Below are 19,696 nucleotides of genomic sequence, written 5' to 3'. Positions count from 1 at the left end.
AAGAACGCAAGAAGCCGGTTGGGGCCACCACGTCTGCTCGCATAACGCGACTTGCCGGGATCATTGGTACGGGCGGAGGGACTTGAACCCCCACGGCTTGCGCCACCAGAACCTAAATCTGGCGTGTCTACCAATTCCACCACGCCCGCACAGTGCCCAGCCTGTAAGCGCGCGGCTTTAGCGCACCACAGGCCATGGGGCAAGATGCGAAGGGAAAAGGATTGGGCTTTTCAGCCGAAAACTTTTTTCGCCTGCGCCTCCGCCCGGTGGCGGGCCGCGCCGATGTGGCGGTCGAAATCCTCGGCCAGCGGCCATTCGCCCGCATGCCGCGCTGCATCGCCATGCAGCCAGACCCCGGCGCAGGCGGCCTCCCACGCGGGCATGCCCGCGGCGAGCATGGCGGCGATGATGCCGGTCAGCGTATCGCCCGAGCCTGCCGTGCCCAGCATGGGGGTGGCGTGATCGTTGATCGCCACCCGGCCATCGGGTGCGGCGATGATGGTATCCGGCCCCTTGAGCACCGTCACGGCACCCGTGCCCACTGCCGCCGCGCGCGCGGCTTCCACCCGGTCCGCGCCGGGCTTGCCGAACACGCGCGAGAACTCGCCGATATGCGGCGTGATGATGGAGGCCCCCTTCAGCCGCTCGGGGTGACCTGCCGCCATGCTGAAGGCCCCGGCATCGGCAATCACCGCGCGGCCTGCCCCTGCCAGCGCAGGAAAGACCGCCGCCACCTCCGCCACCGAAAGGCCGGGGCCACACACCCATACATGGCGGCGCCTGTCTTCCAGCAGGGTTTCCAGCGGGTCGGAATCCACGATCAGGCCAGCGGGCGCGGTCATGCGATAGGCCTCGGCACTCTCGCCTGCAGCCAGCCGCACCAGCCCCGCCCCTGCCGCCCGCGCGCCCGCGGCGGAAAGACGGGCCGCGCCCGGCATCTCGCGCCCGCCACAGATACTGACCACGCCACGGCTGTATTTATAGGAAGTGACCGTGCAGGCAGGCGTGCGCCACAGGCCGGGCTCATTGCGCCAGGTGCGAATCGGCACCTCACCGAGCACTGATTCGGGAATGCCGATATCGGCCAGCACGGTGCGCCCGCACAGCGTGCGGCCCGGCAGCAGCAGGTGGCCGGGCTTGAGGCGGCAGAAGGTGACCGTCATTTCGGCCTGTGCGGCGCCACCGCGCACGGCGCCTGTCGCCCCATCCACGCCGCTGGGCATGTCGATGGCCACGATGCGCCGCGCAGCCCTGAGCACGGCCACCACATCAGGCGCCACGTCACGGCTCAGCCCCGCGCCGAACACGGCATCGACCACCAGATCAAAGGCGGCTGCGCTTTCAGGCGCAAATGGCACCATCGGGCCGTGCCACAGGGCGGCAGCGGCGGCTTCCTCCCCGCCAGGGCGCGGCGTTGCAAGGGCCGCCACCGAAACCGGCCAGCCCTGCTCGGCCAGCCTGCGGGCCGTCACATAACCATCGCCGCCATTATTGCCCGGCCCGCACAGCACCAGCACCCGGCACGGGCGCATGTGCTGGCGTATGGCGCGGGCCACCGCGCGGCCCGCGTTTTCCATCAGCGTCGACACCGGCACGCTGCGGGCGGCAGCCGCGTCGATCTGGCCCATCTGCGCTGGCGTGGGCAGCACGAGGCGGGCGGCCGCAAGGGCCTGCATCTGTTCACTGGCGGGCATGTTCTCTCCCTTTTTCCGGCAATTGGCTGCCGCACTGGCCTTGCACATGATACAGGAATGAGGAAACAAGCATCCCGCATCCTGCTTTATGGCAGGTAAGCGTTTTCCTTATTCCTTATCCCCGCAAGGAGGCTTCATGTCCCTATCCATTGTCTGGAGCCTTGTGCTCGCACTCCACATTACAGGCATGGCGGCCTGGGTTGGCGGCATGATGTATGCGGCCTTCGTGCTCAGGCCCAGCCTGAACCTGCTTGATGCAACGCAGCGCGCCTCGGTGCATCTACAGACGCTGAACCGCTTCTTCCGCATCGTGTGGCACACCATGCCCATGGTGCTCGTGAGCGGCTGGCTCATGATCTATCACGAGGGCGGGTTTGCGGTCGTGCCGTGGCAGATCAATCTCATGCAGCTGCTTGGCCTGATCATGGCAGGCGTGTTCGCGCGCATCTATTTCGGCCCCTACCAGAAGGCCCGCCGCGCCATGCGCCCGCAGCCGGGGCAGTTCGACTCGATCCGCTCGCTGGTGCTGCTCAACACCGGCATCGGCATCCTGACCATCATCACCGCCTGCCTGGCCCATCCTTTCTGACAAATATGGGGCGTAACTTCACGCCCCCTTGATTTTCATTGCAAATCTCGATAGGCACGGGGAATGTGGCGCTTTGAGGGGTTTATCCCCATCGTGTGCCACACTCCCCTTCCCTGCATTGCTGCAGGTACATCAGGGACGGCAGCCTGATACAGCGCGACACGGTGGCAATCGGACGGGGCCATATTCATCTGCTGATACGTTCGAGAGTAATTTGAGCGCCAAAAAAACGTCCCCCGCCCCGACCCGTTCTGCAAAGAAAGCGGTAGCCCCGGCCCCCGCCACCAGCACGGAAGCGGCCTTGCCGCCTGACGCGCCAGAGCAGGCCGCCCCGGCGCAGGAAGAGGCGCTGCCCCTGTTTTCGGAACTCGGCCTGTCCGAACCCATCCAGCGCGCCATTGATGAAATGGGATACCGTCATCCCACCCCCATTCAGGCGCAGGCCATTCCCTACGTGCTGATGGGCCGTGACGTGCTTGGCGTGGCCCAGACCGGCACGGGCAAGACGGCATCCTTCACGCTGCCCATGCTCGAGATCCTTCAGGGTTCACGTGCCCGGGCGCGCATGCCGCGTTCGCTTATCCTTGAGCCCACGCGCGAACTGGCCCTGCAGGTTGCCGAGAATTTCGTCAATTACGGCAAGCACCTCAAGCTGACCCATGCGCTGCTGATTGGCGGCGAGAGCATGGCCGAGCAGAAGGAAGTGCTCAACCGTGGCGTGGACGTGCTGATTGCAACGCCGGGCCGCCTGATTGACCTGTTCGAGCGCGGCGGCCTGCTGCTGACGCAGACCAAGCTGCTGGTGATCGATGAAGCCGACCGCATGCTCGACATGGGGTTCATCCCCGATATCGAGAAGATCGTGGGCATGCTCTCGCCGCTGCGCCAGACGCTGTTCTTCTCGGCCACGATGGCACCCGAGATCCGCCGCCTGGCCGATGCGTTCCTGAGCAACCCCAAGGAAATCACGGTCAGCCGCCCCTCCTCGGTTGCCTCCACCATCGAGACCGGACTTGCCATTGTCGATGGCGCTGACAAGCGCCGCGCGCTGCGCAAGCTGCTGCGTGAGGCGGACATGCAGAACGCCATCGTGTTCTGCAACCGCAAGCGTGATGTGGATGTGCTGTGCAAATCGCTGATCAAGCATGGTTTTTCAGCCGGTGCGCTGCATGGCGACCTGCCGCAGTCGGTCCGGTTCTCGACGCTTGAGGCGTTCAAGTCGGGTGCGTTGCAAATCCTCGTCTGCTCCGACATTGCGGCACGCGGAATCGACATTGGCGGCCTGTCGCATGTGTTCAACTTCGACCTGCCGTTCCATGCCGAGGATTACGTGCACCGAATCGGCCGCACGGGCCGTGCTGGCCGCACCGGCCATGCCTACAGCCTCGCCACGCCCGACGAGGAAGGCCTTGCCCAGGCCATTGAGAAATTGACGGGCAAACCCATACCCCGAATCGAGGTCAAAGGCGTGGATAACCTGGAATGGTCGGATGAACCGCGCCCTGCGGGCGGCCGACGCAAATCCCGTGCCGAAAGCGGTTCGCGCCGCAAGAGCAATGCAGCCCCCCCTGCCCCCGCGCCCGCATCTGCTGCGCCGGTTGAGGAAGCCGCACCCGCGCCCAAGCCCTCGCGCAGCCGCTCTGCGCCCGCCATGGGCTCGGGCCGCCGCGATCAGGGCCTGCTTCCGGCGGCTCCTGACCATGCCATTACCGGGTTTGGCGATGATATCCCGGCCTTCATGCAGTTGCCGCGCCGGGAAAAGCCCGTCGTCCCGGCTGACGAATAAACAGAGCAGGCATGGAACAGGACATGGCCGGCGCCATCCGGGTGGTGGCGCTTGGCAATGACGGGGATGGCATAGCCGAAACCCCGGCAGGACGGATCTTCGTGCCCGGTGCCGTGCCGGGCGATGTCGTGCAACCTGGAGTGCTGCATGGCACCCACGCAGCACTCGAGCGCATCATTAGCCCCAGCCCGGATCGGGTCACGCCGCCCTGCGCCCTGTTTGGCCAGTGCGGTGGCTGCCGCGTGCAGCAAATGGCGTTGCCTGCCCTGCTGGGCTGGAAGGCCGGACGCGTGCTTGATGCGCTGCAACGCGCAGGCTTTGATACCATCCCCACGCCTGCCACCGTGCAGGTTGCCCCACAGGGACGGCGGCGCGTTGATCTGGCCTTCCGCCGCGAAGGCAGGCGCATCGTGCTCGGGCTGCATCGCCGCCGGGGCGATGTGGTGGACATGACCGCATGTACTCTGCTCGACCCCGCCCTGTTTGCCCTGCTCTCGCCGCTGCGCGACATGCTGCATTCGCTGCCCGGCGTGCATGCGGGTGGTGACATCCAGATCAACCTGCTCGATAGCGGGCCGGACCTGCTGATTACGATGGATGGCACGCCGGATGCCAATGACCGGCGCATTCTGGCGCAGTTCAGCAAGGCGCATGGCATACCGCGCATCTCGCTGGGCGGCACGCCACCCGAAACGCTGGCGCTGAACGGGCCGGTCTTTCACCATTTTGATGGCGTGCGCGTTACCCCGCCGCCCGGTGCCTTCCTGCAACCTGCCCGCGCGGGCGAGGACGCCATCAGGGCTGCCGTGGTGGCGGCACTCCCCACCAAGGGGCTGAAGGCAGGCATTATCGAGCTTTATGCAGGCTGCGGCACGCTGTCCTTCGCGCTCGCCGCCCATGCCAAGGTGCTGGCCTATGAAGGGGACAGGGCCGCGCTGGCCTGCCTCAAACAGGCCAGTGGGGGCACCCGCGTGCTGCCTGCGCTGCGCGACCTGAACCGCCAGCCGGTCATGGCGGCCGAACTGGCCAAGGCTGCGGCCGTGGTGCTTGATCCGCCCCATGCCGGTGCGGGCACGCAGATGGCGCAGATCGTGGCAGGCAAGCCGCGCCATGTCATTTATGTCAGTTGCAACCCGACTGCCCTGCAGCGTGACCTGACCCCGTTGCAGCAGTTGGGCTACCGGCTGGAGCGGCTGACGGTGATCGACCAGTTCCTGTGGTCAACCGAGGTCGAGGCCGTGTGCGTTCTAAAGCTTCCGGGCACGGGCAAAAATCACCGGCGCTAAAAACAGAGAAAAGTTTTTGGTAAAGCTTTTTTCAAACGCTTAAAAAAAATGCCGCCTTTTTGAAAAAAGGCGGCACCCAAAAACTTCTGTCTTTATCGTCAGGCTTCAGACGTGGAAGCTTTCTCCGCAGCCACAGCGACCCTTTTCATTGGGGTTGGTGAAGGTAAAGCCGGATTCGAGTTGCTTGACCTCGTAATCCATCACCGAGCCGATCAGGAACAGCGTCGCCTTGCGGTCCACGAGCAGGGTCACGCCCTTGTCCACCACCACTTCATCGCCAGGCCCCGCCTGTTCGACAAAGCTCATGTCATAGGCATGGCCCGAGCAGCCCTTGGTTGAAACCGCAATGCGCAGCAGGTGGCCCGCGTTCCTGGTCTGGTAGAGTTTTTCCAGCCGTGCCGCCGCCCGGTCCGTCAGGGTCATGAGCGGCGGCAGGGCGCGGCGGGCGGGGGCTTTTGCGGGCGTAGCTGTCTGGTGTTCGGTCATGGCACATTCCCCTTGAGGGTTCAGAACATGTTCAGGGCAAGGCGGGCATCTTCGCTCATGCGCGACATGTCCCATGGCGGCTCCCACACGATCTCGACCGTGGCACTGGTCACCGTCTCGATCTTTTCAACGGCTTCCTTCACCTGCGCGGGCAGTTCCTGCGCGCTGGGGCAGTTGGGGGCCGTGAGCGTCATCTCGACCTTGACCGATCCATCCTCATGCAGGTCGATGGCGTAAATCAGGCCAAGTTCATAAATATTGACCGGAATTTCAGGATCATACACCGTGGCGATCGCCTCGATCACTGCGTCCTCATCGGGCATGGCCGCCTTGCCTTCGGGGGCGGCAGGCTGCTCGCCATCCGGTGTCCAGGTCGATACGGGGGCTGCTTTCTCGGCAGGCGCATCGCTGGCCTCAAGGGAAAAATGCCTGGTCTCTTCCGCCATGCCCATGGCAGGCTCTACCTGATTTTTCTCGTCCATGAGACCTTCACCTGTCTTTATCATCATTGAGCATATCAATCAGTGCCGACCACGGCAGCAGGGCGCAGCGCCTGCGCGAACGGTGCTGGTGCAGGGGCGCAAAGGCCGCAAGCTCGCCCAGTCCCTCCGGGGCCGTGCCGGTTTCAACCGCCTCGACCAGTTCCGCATGCAGTCTGTTCACCCGCGTGCGGTCCTGGCCTGTTACCCGCCCGGCCATAAGGTCGGCGGAAGCCGCGCAGATGGCGCAGCCCCGCGTTTCATGCCGGATTGCCGCAATCCGCCCCTGCGCATCCAGTACCGCGTGCAACTGCACCCGGTCGCCACATAGCGGGTTGGACCCCTGCCCGTTCAGCGTGGCCTTGGGCAGTGGCCCCGCATGGCGTGGCGCCTTCGCGCGCTCCAGCACCACGGTACGGTACAGATCATCCTGCGCCATCATCTGCCATCAGACAAAAAAGCCACGGATCTGTTCCAGCGTCGCGGCCAGCGTGTCGATTTCCTCCGGCGTGGTATAGATGCCAAAGCTTGCCCGCGCCGTGGCCGTCACGCCCAGCCTGCGCATGAGCGGTTCGGCGCAGTGATGGCCCGCCCGCACGGCAATGCCATTCCGGTCGAGCAGGGTCGCGATATCATGCGGATGAACATCCTTCATGGTAAACGAGATCACCCCGCCACGCTGCGGCGCCGTGCCAATCACCTTCAGCCCGCTGACATTGCCCAGCGCCTCAAGCGCGTAGGCCGTCAGCGCATCTTCATGTGCGCCGATCGCCTCGAAGCCGATGGATTCGATATAGGCAAGGGCCGCGCCCAATCCAATGGTCTCGATGATGGCGGGCGTGCCGGCCTCGAATTTATGCGGCACGTTCGCCCAGGTCGAGCGCTCGAACGACACGGTGGAAATCATGTCGCCGCCGCCAAGAAAAGGCGGCATCGCCTCCAGCAGCTCACGCCGCGCCCACAGCACGCCAATGCCGGTGGGGCCATACAGCTTGTGCCCGGTCACGACATAGAAATCAGCGCCCAGTTCCTGCACGTTCACCCGGCGATGCACGGCAAGCTGGCTGCCATCAAGCAGCACCTTTGCACCTGCCGCATGCGCCATGTCGATAATGGCGCGGGCATCGGTAATCGTGCCCAGCACGTTGGACATATGGGTGATGGCCACCAGCGCCACCCGGCCATCGGCCAGATTGCGCTCCAGCGCTTCCATGTCCAGCGCCCCGTCATCGGTGATGGGGGTGACGCGCAGTTCAATGCCGGTACGGTCGCGCAGCATCTGCCAGGGCACGAGGTTGGCGTGGTGTTCCATCTCGGACACCAGCACCACCTGCCTCGGCTTCAGCAGCGAACCGTAGGAATAGGCCACAAGGTTGATGGCCTCGGTGCTGTTGCGGGTAAAGACGATTTCCTCACGCGAGGCCGCGCCCAGAAAACTGGCCACCTGATCGCGCACGGCCTCGTATGCCTCGGTCGTGCGTTCGCTCATCCAGTACAGGCCACGATGGATGTTGGCGTACTGGGTGCGCATGGTCTCGGCCATGCAGTCGATCACCTGCCGGGGCTTCTGGGCCGAGGCCGCGCTGTCAAGGAACACAAGATCCCTGCCATGCACCTTCTGGCTCAGAATGGGGAAGTCATCACGGACATGCCGCAGGCTGCCTGCGGCATTCTTTGGGGTCATGACGCTCTGGTCCATCAGGCGACCTCCCGCTTCCACCAGGCTTCTACCGCAAGGTTCAGGCTGTCCTTGAGCCGCGCATCATCGATCTGGTCCACCACATCATGCAAAAAGGCGCGGATCAGGATGGAACGGGCGGCATCATTGGGGATGCCACGGCTACGCAGGTAGAAAAGCTGGTCATCATCCAGCGCGCCCACGGTGGCGCCATGGCTGCACTTGACGTCATCGGCGTAGATTTCGAGTTCGGGCTTGGCATCGATCTCGGCCGTGTCAGACAGCAGCAGCGCCTGGTTCATCTGGTAGCCATCGGTCTTCTGGGCAATCCGCTCGACATGGATCTTGCCCTGAAACACGCCGCGCGCATGGTCGGCCAGCACGTTCTTGACCGTCTGGCGCGAGATGCAGTCCGGTGCAGCGTGCGTAATCACGCTGGTCAGGTCGCCATGCTGGTGGCCGGCCAGAAGCTGCGCGCCGTTTACGTGCACGCTGGCACCCGCCGCATTCAGCCCCGCATGCACCTCATGGCGCGACAGGCTGGCACCGAGCGTGAGCGTGAAGCTGTCATACACGCCACGGCTGGCAACGCGGGCATGGCTGACCGCAAGGTGCAGCGCCTTTTTGCCTTCTGCCTGGATGCGGGCATGCGACAGGTAGCCGCCCTCTTCCACCGTAATGTCATAGAGCGGGTTATGCAGGTAATAGCCCCTGCCCACGGTGGCATCGAGCACGGCCAGCCTGCCGCCCCCTTCCACCACAATGCGGTGCTGCGGGTGGAAGGAAACCGGCGCATCCTCCCCCGCCAGGCCAATGCTGACCAGCAGCAGGCAGCCTGCATCAACCCCTGCGGGCACGATCAGCCCCAGCCCATCGCGCGCCAGCACGGTGTTCAGCGCCGTTGTCACGTCGCCTGCCGGGTCGATCCCGTCACGCGCCCCGGCGGCCGGGTCGAAGGCTGCAACCTTCACCCCTTCGGGCAGGCGCGAGCGCCCGGCATCGAAACGGCCATTGACGAACACAGCGCGATTGGCCCCGGCCCCGAGACCCGAGATGGTCTCGACCTCGGCCAGCAGCGTGTCGACCGCGCCGGCATCGACATCGCGCGGCGCATCAGCAAACGGCACGTCGGCCAGCGCGCGCAGCGAGGTATATTTCCATGCCTCAACACCCGCACGCGGCAGGCCCACCGCGCGCAGGTAATCGGCGGCCTTGAGCCGCGCGGCATTGCCCTTTACGTCACCCCGGTCGAGAAAGGCGGAGGGACTGATCCCGACCGGTGCAATGGCGTTCACGCCGCCTCCGAAAGGAACTGGGCGTAACCCTGCGCCTCAAGCTGCTTGGCCAGTTCCGGCCCGCCGCTATGGATGATGCGCCCCTTGGCCATGACGTGAATGCGGTCAGGCACGATATAGTCCAGCAGGCGCTGATGGTGGGTGATGACCAGCGCCGAGAAATCGGGCGAGCGCAGCGAGTTCACGCCTTCGGCCACGATGCGCAGGGCATCGATGTCCAGCCCGCTATCGGTCTCGTCAAGGATGGCGAAGGAAGGCTGGAGCATGCGCATCTGCAGCACCTCGTTGCGCTTCTTCTCGCCACCCGAGAAACCGACATTCACGTTGCGCTTGAGCATCTCGTCGGACATGGACAGATGCTTGGTCTCCTTGCGCACGGCCTTGAGGAAGGCCACGGCATCAAGCTCGTCCACCCCACGTGCGCGGCGCACGGCGTTGACGGCGGTACGCAAGAAGTTGGCGTTGTTCACGCCCGGCAGTTCCACCGGCGTCTGGAACGCGAGGAACAGGCCAAGGGCCGCACGCTCTTCGGGCTCGAGGGCAAGCAGGTCCTGCCCCTTGAAGGTGGCGGAGCCGCCCGTCACCTCATAATCCTCGCGCCCGGCCAGCACATAGGACAGGGTGGACTTGCCCGAGCCGTTTGGCCCCATGATGGCATGGACCTCGCCTGCCGGAATCTCGAGATCGACCCCGCGCAGGATTTCCTTGTGGGCTTCCCCATCATCGATGCGGGCGCACAGGCCATTGATGCTTACGAATTGCTTGCTCACGTCTTTGAATCCCTGTTAGCCCACGCTGCCTTCTAGGCTGATCTGCAGAAGCTTCTGGGCTTCCACGGCGAATTCCATCGGCAGTTCCTTCAGAACGTCCTTGCAGAACCCGTTTACGATCAGCCCTACCGCATCTTCTTCCGACAGGCCGCGCTGGCGGCAGTAGAACAGCTGGTCTTCCGATATCTTGGAGGTTGTCGCCTCATGCTCCACGCGCGCGGACATGTTGCGGTTCTCGATATAGGGCACGGTATGCGCCCCGCAGCGATCGCCGATCAGCAGGCTGTCGCACTGGGTGAAGTTGCGGCTGCCCGAGGCCTTGGGCATCATCCGCACCAGCCCGCGATAGGTACTGTCCGACTGGCCCGCGCTGATGGTCTTGGCGATGATGGTCGAGCGCGTGTTGCGCCCGATATGGATCATCTTGGTGCCGGTATCGGCCTGCTGGTGGTTGTTGGTCACCGCCACCGAGTAGAACTCGCCCACCGAGCCTTCGCCCTGCAGGATGCACGACGGATACTTCCACGTAATGGCCGAGCCGGTTTCAACCTGTGTCCATGAAATCTTGGAGCGCGCGCCACGGCACGCCCCGCGCTTGGTCACGAAGTTGTAGATGCCGCCGCGGCCGTTCTCATCACCGGGGTACCAGTTCTGCACGGTGGAATACTTGATCGAGGCGTCTTCCATCGCCACAAGCTCGACCACGGCGGCGTGGAGCTGGTTCTCGTCACGCATCGGCGCGGTGCAGCCTTCAAGGTAGGAGACGGAAGCCCCGTCCTCCACAATGATCAGCGTGCGCTCGAACTGCCCGGTATTGCGGGCATTGATGCGGAAATAGGTCGAGAGTTCCATCGGGCAGCGCACGCCCTTGGGCACGAAGACGAAGGAGCCATCGGTAAACACGGCGGCGTTGAGGGCGGCGTAGAAATTATCCGTCACCGGCACGACCGAGCCGAGATACTTGCGCACCAGTTCGGGGTGCTCCTGCACCGCCTCGGAAATCGGGCAGAAGATCACGCCCGCTTCCTGCAATGTCTTGCGGAAGGTGGTGGCGACGGACACGCTGTCAAACACCGCATCGACGGCGACCGGCGGGCGGGCTTCCTCGCCTTCTGGCAGTTCCACGCCTGCCAGCATCGCCTGCTCGTGCAGCGGAATGCCCAGCTTCTCGTAGGTGCGCAACAGCTCGGGGTCGACTTCTTCAAGCGACTTGGGGCCGGGCTTCTTGCGAGGTGCGGCGTAGTAATGCACGTCCTGGTAGTCGATGGGCGGGTAATGGACCTTGGCCCAGGTCGGCTCGCGCATTTCCAGCCACGAGCGGTAGGCCTTCAGGCGCCATTCCAGCAGCCATTCGGGCTCGTTCTTGCGGCTGGAGATGAGGCGGATCGTGTCCTCGTTCAGGCCCTTGGGGGCGATATCCATCTCGATATCGGTCTCGAACCCCCATTTATAGGTGTTCTGGCCCAGGGTTTCGACCGTCTTACGGGTTTCGGCTACTGCCGGCATGTGTCTTTCCTCCCCTGTTTCAGGCCGTGACCTCGGGCCCGTCGGGCATGGGCGGCACGTGCAGGCCACCCAGTCTGTCCGTTACTGTATGGTTCTTCATGTCTGCCAGCGTAATGGCTGAAAGCGCATGGCGGATGGCGGCATTGACCATATCCCACTGCCCGCCCAGCCCGCAGGTGGAGCGCGCGTCGCAATCGCCACCATCAACGCAGGTGGTCAGCGATATGGGGCCATCAATGGCCTGGATCACGGCCGCGATCGAGATATCCTCAAGCGGCTGGGCCAGCCTGTAGCCGCCGCGCGCGCCGCGCTGCGAGGTCACGATGCCCTGGGTCGCCAGAATCTTGAGCACCTTCGCCACCGTGGGTTCGGGAATGCCGGTCGAACGCGACAGGACAGGCGAGGTTGTGACCTCGCTCTTCTGCCCCAGCCGGACCAGAGCCACCACGGCGTAATCGGTCAGTTTCGACAGTTTCAGCATTCCGCTCTCCCGTACGTCCTGAGCCTGCATCCATAATTGGACCAGAACAGTACTGTTTCCTGAAGTTTCAGATGGGCTACCAGCCGGGCGTCGTCAAGTCCAATCGTAAAGCAGGCATGCCCTAGCCGATCCCGGTTCCGAATATCAGCTGTAATAACACGGACAGGCCACACCCCGCCAGAAAACCGACCAAGGTGCCGTTAAGCCGGATATACTGTAGATCCTTGCCCACGCGCAGCTCCAGCCGGTCGCTCAGGCTTTCCGCATCCCAGCCGTTCACGACCGAGTAAATAAAACGCGACATGCGCTCACGCAGGAAAGGCAGGCTGCTCACGATCATGTTGCGCGCGCCGTCTTCCACGCGCTTGCGCATGGCGGCGTCGTTATACATCTGGTCGGCCAGGCGCTGCAGGGCGTCACGCACCAGGGTGGCCACCCAGCTGGTCTCGCCCTTGCGCATGTCCTCTTCAATCACGCCGCGCAGGCGGTGCCAGACATCGCTGCTCCAGCCGCGCACGCTGTCATGCGTCAGCACGCCCATCACGGCATCCGTAATCTCGCCGCGCCGCACGGGGTCGAGTTCGATCCGGTCAATCTCGGTGCGCACCCAGGTGGTAAAGCCTTCGCGCAGCTCGGAGTTCTGCGGGTCGATCCGGTCGAGTTCCTGGCTGGCGGCAAGCAGCACCTTGGTGGCGATCGAGCCGCCAATGGCCCAGCCCAGCACACGGCCGCCCTGCTCGCGCACGCGGTCCTCGATCATCATGCGCAGGGCCGGTTCCTTGGCCTTGATCCCTTCCTTCAGGCGCGAGAGCAGGAAGGACAGCACCTCCTGGTGGCAGTCACCCTCCACCATCGCGCGCAGGCTGCGGGTCACGATGGGGGCGATCTCCTCGCCGCCAAGCAGGGTGGGCAGCAGGCTGGCTATGGCGGAACTCGCCCGGCCATCCTCCAGCCGGTCGAGCACGTGGGGCACGGAACCGAGCACGGCGCGGTTGACCATCTCGGCCGTTTCAGGCTCCTGAAGGATATTGCCAATCAGGGAAGGCAGGTCGATGCGACTGAACGCGGCGCCCACTTCCTTTTCCGTAAACACATTGTTCGAGACAAAACGCCCGAGCGCCTGCGCCAGCCGCTCCTTCTGGGCGGGCAGGATGGCGGTGTGCGGAATCGGCAGCCCCATCGGCCTGCGGAACAGGGCGGTCACGGCAAACCAGTCCGCAAGGCCACCCACCACGCCCGCCTTGGTGCCCGAACGCAGGATTTCAAGCCAGGGCCGGTCGGCCAGCCAGCCCATCTGCGGCAGGGCGTAGCCTGCCACCGTCAGCCCCGCCATGGCGGCCAGCAGGCCCGTTGCGGACCGCTTGTAGCGCAGCAGGGTGCGCCGTGCATCCTGGTCCGTTTGTGGAATACCATTCATGAAGCCACTGATACCATTGTCTCCCCTCCAGCCCAAGCAACACTCGATATTCCCCGCCAAATAGACGTGAATAAACCACGCGGGACATTGCAGCCCGCCGCCGAACATGGGATTTGAGGGGCTGAACCATGACGACCTTTCATGACAGGACAACCCGATGACCGAAGCCGCCGCGCGGAATGTGTCCGACCTGCTCGCGCAGGCCAGCCAACTGATTGCAAGCCATGACGAGACCGCATCGGGCAGTCCCGTCATGGCGCTTGCCCGCCAGATTGGCAGGCAGATGGCCAGTGGCGCCCTGCCGATGGACGCGGTGGAGGACATCGTGCGCCTGCTGCGCGACCGCGCCTTTGCCGGTCGCGCCCACCATATCGCCACCTATCTCGACGGGCCTGATGAACAGGCCGTGACCACGCGCATGCGCAACGTCGCCCGCCACATCGTGCAGCCCGACCCCACTGACAGCCCGGTGCCCATCGCGCGCTTCCGCGCCGCCATCGAGCGCAGCCGCTTTGCCGCCGTGTTTACCGCGCACCCCACCTTCGCGCTGGCCAACCCGGTCTATGAGGCCCTGGCCGAACTGGCCTCCACCAACCCCGCCGAGGCCCCGGAACACGTTCCCGCTTTCCTCACGCACCGGCGCGTGGGGCCGCCCACGCTGGATGAGGAGTTCACGCTCGCCACCCAGGCCATACTGCGCGGGCGCAACGCGCTCGACCGGCTCAACACCACCCTGCTGTCAGAGGCGCGCACCCACTGGCCGCAGCAGTGGTCCACGCTCGTGCCCCGCCCCATCATCATGACCAGCTGGGTGGGCTATGACACCGATGGCCGCACCGATATCGGCTGGTGGGACACGCTGCGCCTGCGCTTGCGCATGAAGCAGCTGCAGCTGAGCCGCCTGCAGGCCCAGCTCGAGCCCGTTACCTCCTGCGCCAATGACCTCCATGCCCGCGTGGCGACAGCCCTTGAGGCCGTGACCGCCCAGATCGCCGCCTGCCCCACCGGCCCCGAGCCCGAAGGCGTGTCGCGCTTTGCCGATGTGCTCATCAACCGCAGCACGGAGGCCCTGACCAGCAGCAACGACCTGAGCGCGACCTTCAGCGAGGCGATCGACGCCGCCACGCCCGAGGACAAGATGGCGCTGGCGGTTGCCCGCGCGGGCTTCATGGCGCACGGACTTTCCGCAGCGCACACGCATACGCGCCTCAACGCCACCCAGCTGCACAACATTGCCCGCCAGCGGCTGAACATTACCGACAGCCCCGACATCCCCGCCCAGCGTCGCGCGCTGATCAGCCGCATGAACGAGGCGCTGGACACGGTGGAGCCGATCGAGATCGATTTCGGTTCGCTGCTGATGGAGCAGGCCAGCGCGGGCCGGCTGATGATGACGGTGCGCCAGATCCTGCGCCATATCGACCGCACCAGCCCCATCCGCTTCCTCATTGCCGAGACCGAAACCGGCTACACGCTGCTCACCGCGCTGTGGCTGGCGCGGCTGTATGGCGTGGAGGACATGATCGAGATCTCGCCCCTGTTCGAGACGCAGGACGCGCTGGAGAACGGCGAGCAGATCATCGAGGAGGCCCTGCGCTCGCCGCACTGGCGGGCCTACCTGCAGCGCACGCGCAAGCTGAGCCTGCAGTTCGGCTTCTCCGATTCCGGGCGGTATGTGGGGCAGCTGGCCGCGACCTACCTGATCGAGCGGCTGCGCATCAAGGTCTGTGACCTCCTGCGCAAGTGGGATCTCGCCTTTGTCGAGGTGATCCTGTTCGACACGCATGGCGAGAGCATTGGCCGCGGCGCGCACCCCTACCGGCTGGCCGACCGTTTCGACTACCTTTCCCCGCCCCATGCCCGCGCCCGCTACACCCGCGCAGGCATTCAGCTGCGTGAGGAAACCGCCTTCCAGGGCGGGGATGGCTACCTGCTGTTCGGCACCCAGACCCTGGCCGATGCCACGGTCAGCATCATTGCCGAGCACGCCTTCGCCACCAGCGCGCTCGACCGCGACCCGGTTTATGACGAGCCGGATTTCTCGGCCGATTTCTTCTCCACCATCGCCAATGGCATGACCGGGCTGGTGGAAGACCCCGGCTATGCCGCCCTCCTTGGCGCGTTCGGCCCCTCGCTGATCGACAAGACCGGCTCGCGCCCCTCGGCGCGGCAGAGCGATGCCGCCTCCACGGTCACGCGCATCAAGCACCCCAGCCAGCTCCGCGCCATTCCCAACAACGCCATCCTGCAACAGCTCGCCTGGTGCGCGAACACGTTGCAGGGGCTGGGCACGGCAGCCGCCCGCCACCCCGAAACCTTCGAGAAATACCTGGCCGAGAGCCCGCGCTTCCGTCGCGCCATGGATTTCGCGGCCCACGGCCTGGCCCATTCCGACCATGGGGTGCTACGCGGCGTGATCCGCCTGCTCGACCCCGACATGTGGCTTGAACGCGCCACCAGCCAGCGCGACGCGGGCGCGCAGGAGGCCTGCCTGACCCTGATGCACGGGCTGGAACAGCTTGATTTCTGGGCCAGCACGCAGGCCATGTTCCGCCGCATCCAGTCCGACCACCTTGCCCTGCGCCGCGCCTGGCCCGAAGCCCCGCGCATGCAGCCTGATGAACTGCTGCTGCACGCCATCCGCATCGCACTGATCGAACAGATCTGGATGCTTTCCACCCGCGTGCCCTACTTCTCGCCCCGGCATGCCTTCTCGCGCGATATGATGACGCTGAAGGTGCTGTGCCTGGAAGTGCCCGCCGTGCTCAAGGAACTGGAGCAGATCTTCCCCTACCGCTCCGATGGCAGCTTCGACCTTGATTTCCACGAGCCCCACGGCCCCCGGCAGGAAGGCACCTACAGCCGCGAATACACCGAAGTGTTCGAGCCGATGCAGCGCCTGTTCCAGATGGTGCGTGAAATCAGCACTGGCGTGATGCATCATGTTGGCGCGTTTGGCTAAGCTGGCCCCGCGCAACGGGTGGCGGGTGAGTGAACCGCCCCCGCCCTATGAGGTGCCACTGCCCCAGACACCCGCCATAAGGCGGGTCGTCGCCCACAATCCCGGCCCCATGACCGGCAATGGCACCAATAGCTGGCTGGTGGAGCATGAAGGCGGCTGCGCGGTCATCGACCCCGGCAGCACGGACCCTGCCCATCTCGATGCCCTTGTGGCGGCGGCAGGCGAGCGGCCGCTGACCCACATCATCCTGACCCATACCCATCATGACCACCTTGATGGCGCGCGTCCGCTTGGTGCGCGGCTCGGCATCCCGGTCTGTGGGTTCCATACCAGCGAAGACCCGGATTTCACCCCCGATATCGGCCTGCGCGATGGCGACAGGATTGCTGGCCTGCGAGTGCTGCACACGCCCGGCCATGCCAGCGACCATATCTGCCTTGAAACGGCAGATGGCATCATCTTTACCGGCGATCATGTCATGGGCTGGTCCACCACCATGATCCCGCCTGCGCCCTATGGCTCGGTGCGGCAGTTCCTGCGCAGCATGGACATCCTCCGCGCCCGCAACGCCCGCCTGCTGCTGCCCGCTCACGGCCCTGCCGTAACCCGGGTGGAAGCCTGCATTGATGGTCTTGTCGCCCACCGCGTGGCGCGCGAGGACAGCATCATGGCGCTACTGCCGACGCACCCGAGCACGCTCGATGAAATTGTGGACAGCCTGTACCACAACCTGCGCCCCGGCCTGCGCCGCGCGGCACGGCTGAACCTGCACGCGCACCTTGAAAAGCTGCTAGAGGACGGGAAGGTCCAGTTGCACGGCGACCAGTGGGCAAAAACAGTTGCCTGACAGACAGCCATAAAACTTCCGGACGCCACCGTTTTTCAAACAGGTGGCGTTTTTTTTTGAAGCTTTTCGAAAAAGGCTTCACCAAAACCTTCTGGCTGCTGGGGGCGGTTTGCGTGAGCCGCCGCCCGATACAAAAAAAACCGGCCCCCTTTCGGGAGCCGGTTTCTTTTTGATGCTCTCTTTCGAGAAAGATCAGGCGGACTGCGCCATGATCTCTTCCGCAACGTTGCGGGGCACCGGATCGTAGTGGTGGAACTGCATGGTGAAGGACGCACGGCCCTTGGTCATGGAGCGCAGGTGCGAGATGTAGCCGAACATTTCCTTCAGCGGCACCGAAGCGCGGACCATAACGGTGGAACCTGCGGTTTCCTGGCTCTGGATCATGCCACGGCGACGGTTGAGGTCACCCACCACGTCGCCCACGTGATCGTTCGGCGTGGTCACTTCCACGTCCATGATCGGCTCGAGAATGACCGGACCGGCCTTCTTCATGCCTTCACGGAAGCAGGCCTTTGCCGCGATTTCGAACGCCAGCGCCGAGGAGTCGACATCATGGTACTTGCCGTCGAGCAGCGTGAACTTGAAGTCAACCGTGGGGAAGCCCGCTAGCACACCGGTCGTGGCCTGGGCCTGGATGCCCTTGTCCACTGCCGGGATGTATTCCTTGGGCACCGTGCCGCCAACGACCTTGTTCTCGAAGGAGATGCCTTCGTTACGCTCGACCGGCGCGAACTCGATCTTCACTTCCGCGAACTGACCCGAACCACCCGACTGCTTCTTGTGGGTGTAGGTTTCGATATGCGGCTTGGTGATCGTTTCACGATACGCCACCTGCGGCGCGCCGATGTTCGCGTCCACGCCATATTCGCGGCGCAGGCGGTCGATGATGATGTCGAGATGCAGCTCGCCCATGCCGGACAGGATGGTCTGGCCGGTTTCCTGATCGGTCTTCAGGCGCAGGGAGGGATCTTCGCCAGACAGCTTCTGCAGCGCCAGCGTCATCTTTTCCACGCCGTCCTTCGTCTTCGGCTCGACCGAGATGTCGATGACCGGGATCGGGAAGGTCATGCGCTCGAGCACCACCGGATCGGCGGGGTCGGCCAGCGTGTCACCGGTCTGGCTGTCCTTCAGGCCCACGAAAGCGGCAATGTCGCCCGCGTGCACTTCAGACAGTTCCTCGCGCTTGTCGGCGTGCATCTGGTAGATGCGGCCGATACGCTCCTTGTGGCCCTTGGTCGTGTTCAGCACCGTATCGCCGGTCTTGAGCACGCCACGGTAAACACGCACGAAGGTCAGCGTGCCGTATTTGTCGTTGATGATCTTGAAGGCGAGGCCAGCAAACTTGCCATCGGGGTCAACCGGGATGATCGGCAGCTTGTTCTCGTCAACTTCCTCGTCTTCCGGCGGCGCGATGCGGATGCCTTCCACGTCGTTCGGCGCAGGCAGGAAGTCGATCACGGCATCAAGCAGGGGCTGCACGCCCTTGTTCTTGAAGGCGGTGCCGCACAGCACGGGGCGGAAGTCACCGGCGATGGTGCCCTTCTTGATGCAGCGCTTGAGCGTTGCAACGTCCACGTCGCCCTTGTCGAAGTATTCTTCCATCGCGGCGTCATCAACGGACAGCGCGGTGTCGAGCAGGTTCTGGCGGGCCTCTTCGGCCTTTTCCTTCAGGTCGGCGGGAATTTCCTCGTAGTGGAACTTCGCGCCGAGTTCGCCGCCTTCCCACACGATGGCGCGCATTTCGATCAGGTCGACCACGCCAACGAAGTTCTCTTCCGCGCCGATGGGCAGCTGCAGCGGAATCGCCACGATGTCCAGCTTCTCCTTCAGCGTGTCGAACGCGTTGTAGAAGTTGGCGCCCGTGCGGTCGAGCTTGTTGATGAAGATGATGCGCGGCACGTTGTAGCGGTCAGCCAGACGCCAGTTGGTCTCGGACTGCGGCTGCACGCCGGCAACGCCTTCGATGATGAAGATCGCGCCATCGAGCACGCGCAGCGAGCGGTTGACTTCGATGTTGAAGTCAATGTGGCCCGGGGTGTCGATGATGTTGATGCGGTGGTTTTCCCACTCACACGTCACGGCAGCCGAGGTGATCGTGATGCCACGCTCACGCTCCTGCGCCATGTAGTCGGTGGTGGTGTTGCCTTCGTGCACCTCACCGATCTTGTGGGACACACCGGTGTAATACAGGATGCGCTCGGTGGTGGTGGTCTTGCCGGCATCAATGTGCGCGGTAATACCGATATTGCGAATCAGGGACAGATCAGACTTGGCGGACACGGGGGAACCTCCACAAGACAACACGGGCGCGAAGGGGAACCTTTCCCTTTCGCGCCTGCCGGAACCGTAAGCTGCTTCCGCCCTCAGTCTCTTTCAACCTGGACGACGCAGACCGGCACAGCGGAACAATGCGCCAGACT

Annotated in this window: 16 protein-coding genes and 1 tRNA gene; 5 read left to right on the top strand and 12 right to left on the bottom strand. The window is 64.3% G+C overall.

The window, feature by feature from the left end:
• Positions 1–64: 64 nt before the first annotated feature.
• Positions 65–149, bottom strand: a tRNA-Leu gene (locus R5N89_RS04200).
• Between the two features lie 81 nt (positions 150–230).
• The gene (locus R5N89_RS04195; protein ID WP_110568913.1) at positions 231–1,676 is read right to left on the bottom strand and encodes an NAD(P)H-hydrate dehydratase; all 1,446 of its coding nucleotides are present in this window, start codon (positions 1,674–1,676) and stop codon (positions 231–233) included.
• A gap of 154 nt (positions 1,677–1,830) precedes the next feature.
• Here R5N89_RS04195 and R5N89_RS04190 point away from each other — a divergent pair, with 154 nt between their 5' ends.
• The 3 genes from R5N89_RS04190 (at position 1,831) to R5N89_RS04180 (ending at position 5,355) form a co-directional block, all read left to right on the top strand.
• Positions 1,831–2,283, top strand: coding sequence for a CopD family protein (locus tag R5N89_RS04190; protein ID WP_110568833.1), 453 nt, complete (start codon positions 1,831–1,833; stop codon positions 2,281–2,283).
• A gap of 214 nt (positions 2,284–2,497) precedes the next feature.
• Positions 2,498–4,069, top strand: coding sequence for a DEAD/DEAH box helicase (locus R5N89_RS04185; protein WP_110568835.1), 1,572 nt, complete (start codon positions 2,498–2,500; stop codon positions 4,067–4,069).
• 11 nt (positions 4,070–4,080) lie between these two features.
• Positions 4,081–5,355, top strand: a complete 1,275-nt coding sequence (locus R5N89_RS04180; RefSeq protein WP_110568837.1) for a class I SAM-dependent RNA methyltransferase — start codon at positions 4,081–4,083, stop codon at positions 5,353–5,355.
• A gap of 105 nt (positions 5,356–5,460) precedes the next feature.
• Here the strand turns inward: R5N89_RS04180 and R5N89_RS04175 are convergent, their stop codons facing one another.
• The 9 genes from R5N89_RS04175 to R5N89_RS04135 form a co-directional block, all read right to left on the bottom strand.
• The gene (locus R5N89_RS04175; RefSeq protein ID WP_110568839.1) at positions 5,461–5,841 is read right to left on the bottom strand and encodes an iron-sulfur cluster assembly accessory protein; all 381 of its coding nucleotides are present in this window, start codon (positions 5,839–5,841) and stop codon (positions 5,461–5,463) included.
• Between the two features lie 20 nt (positions 5,842–5,861).
• A complete protein-coding gene (locus R5N89_RS04170) occupies positions 5,862–6,323 on the bottom strand; it encodes an SUF system Fe-S cluster assembly protein (protein WP_110568841.1) in 462 nt (153 codons plus the stop codon).
• Between the two features lie 7 nt (positions 6,324–6,330).
• Positions 6,331–6,759, bottom strand: coding sequence for a Fe-S cluster assembly sulfur transfer protein SufU (gene sufU, locus R5N89_RS04165; RefSeq protein WP_110568915.1), 429 nt, complete (start codon positions 6,757–6,759; stop codon positions 6,331–6,333).
• Between the two features lie 9 nt (positions 6,760–6,768).
• A complete protein-coding gene (locus R5N89_RS04160) occupies positions 6,769–8,004 on the bottom strand; it encodes an aminotransferase class V-fold PLP-dependent enzyme (RefSeq protein WP_110568914.1) in 1,236 nt (411 codons plus the stop codon).
• 14 nt (positions 8,005–8,018) lie between these two features.
• Positions 8,019–9,293, bottom strand: coding sequence for a Fe-S cluster assembly protein SufD (gene sufD, locus R5N89_RS04155; protein WP_110568843.1), 1,275 nt, complete (start codon positions 9,291–9,293; stop codon positions 8,019–8,021).
• Positions 9,290–10,063: a Fe-S cluster assembly ATPase SufC gene (gene sufC, locus R5N89_RS04150; RefSeq protein ID WP_110568845.1), complete on the bottom strand. Its 774-nt coding sequence runs from the start codon at positions 10,061–10,063 to the stop codon at positions 9,290–9,292. Before sufC ends, sufD begins: the two co-directional genes overlap by 4 nt.
• A 15-nt stretch (positions 10,064–10,078) precedes the next feature.
• A complete protein-coding gene (sufB, locus tag R5N89_RS04145; RefSeq protein ID WP_110568847.1) occupies positions 10,079–11,569 on the bottom strand; it encodes a Fe-S cluster assembly protein SufB in 1,491 nt (496 codons plus the stop codon).
• Positions 11,570–11,588: 19 nt separating this feature from the next.
• Entirely contained in the window at positions 11,589–12,050 is a 462-nt protein-coding gene (locus tag R5N89_RS04140) for an SUF system Fe-S cluster assembly regulator (RefSeq protein ID WP_110568848.1), read from the bottom strand.
• Positions 12,051–12,171: 121 nt separating this feature from the next.
• Positions 12,172–13,467, bottom strand: coding sequence for a DUF445 domain-containing protein (locus R5N89_RS04135; RefSeq protein ID WP_110568849.1), 1,296 nt, complete (start codon positions 13,465–13,467; stop codon positions 12,172–12,174).
• Positions 13,468–13,624: 157 nt separating this feature from the next.
• Here R5N89_RS04135 and R5N89_RS04130 point away from each other — a divergent pair, with 157 nt between their 5' ends.
• Positions 13,625–16,429, top strand: a complete 2,805-nt coding sequence (locus R5N89_RS04130; protein ID WP_110568850.1) for a phosphoenolpyruvate carboxylase — start codon at positions 13,625–13,627, stop codon at positions 16,427–16,429.
• Positions 16,410–17,276 (top strand): MBL fold metallo-hydrolase, encoded by an 867-nt coding sequence (locus tag R5N89_RS04125; protein WP_110568851.1) that lies wholly within the window; start codon positions 16,410–16,412, stop codon positions 17,274–17,276. Before R5N89_RS04130 ends, R5N89_RS04125 begins: the two co-directional genes overlap by 20 nt.
• Positions 17,277–17,468: 192 nt before the next feature.
• Here the strand turns inward: R5N89_RS04125 and fusA are convergent, their stop codons facing one another.
• On the bottom strand, positions 17,469–19,556 hold the full coding sequence (fusA, locus tag R5N89_RS04120; protein WP_110568852.1) for an elongation factor G: 2,088 nt from the start codon (positions 19,554–19,556) through the stop codon (positions 17,469–17,471).
• Positions 19,557–19,696 lie beyond the last annotated feature (140 nt).

It is taken from the genome of Komagataeibacter sucrofermentans DSM 15973 (assembly GCF_040581405.1).
Taxonomy (GTDB): domain Bacteria; phylum Pseudomonadota; class Alphaproteobacteria; order Acetobacterales; family Acetobacteraceae; genus Komagataeibacter; species Komagataeibacter sucrofermentans.
Note: the sequence above shows the minus strand (reverse complement) of the source record. Positions and strands in the feature narration are given on the sequence as shown.

Coding starts and splice junctions, on each gene's coding strand:
- R5N89_RS04195 (WP_110568913.1), bottom strand. CDS start 1,676: ATGCAGGCCCTTGCGGCCGCCCGCCTCGTGCTGCCCACGCCAGCGCAG.
- sufB (WP_110568847.1), bottom strand. CDS start 11,569: ATGCCGGCAGTAGCCGAAACCCGTAAGACGGTCGAAACCCTGGGCCAG.
- R5N89_RS04125 (WP_110568851.1), top strand. CDS start 16,410: ATGTTGGCGCGTTTGGCTAAGCTGGCCCCGCGCAACGGGTGGCGGGTG.
- R5N89_RS04140 (WP_110568848.1), bottom strand. CDS start 12,050: ATGCTGAAACTGTCGAAACTGACCGATTACGCCGTGGTGGCTCTGGTC.
- R5N89_RS04130 (WP_110568850.1), top strand. CDS start 13,625: ATGACCGAAGCCGCCGCGCGGAATGTGTCCGACCTGCTCGCGCAGGCC.
- R5N89_RS04135 (WP_110568849.1), bottom strand. CDS start 13,467: ATGAATGGTATTCCACAAACGGACCAGGATGCACGGCGCACCCTGCTG.
- R5N89_RS04175 (WP_110568839.1), bottom strand. CDS start 5,841: ATGACCGAACACCAGACAGCTACGCCCGCAAAAGCCCCCGCCCGCCGC.
- R5N89_RS04170 (WP_110568841.1), bottom strand. CDS start 6,323: ATGGACGAGAAAAATCAGGTAGAGCCTGCCATGGGCATGGCGGAAGAG.
- R5N89_RS04190 (WP_110568833.1), top strand. CDS start 1,831: ATGTCCCTATCCATTGTCTGGAGCCTTGTGCTCGCACTCCACATTACA.
- R5N89_RS04180 (WP_110568837.1), top strand. CDS start 4,081: ATGGAACAGGACATGGCCGGCGCCATCCGGGTGGTGGCGCTTGGCAAT.
- sufU (WP_110568915.1), bottom strand. CDS start 6,759: ATGGCGCAGGATGATCTGTACCGTACCGTGGTGCTGGAGCGCGCGAAG.
- R5N89_RS04160 (WP_110568914.1), bottom strand. CDS start 8,004: ATGACCCCAAAGAATGCCGCAGGCAGCCTGCGGCATGTCCGTGATGAC.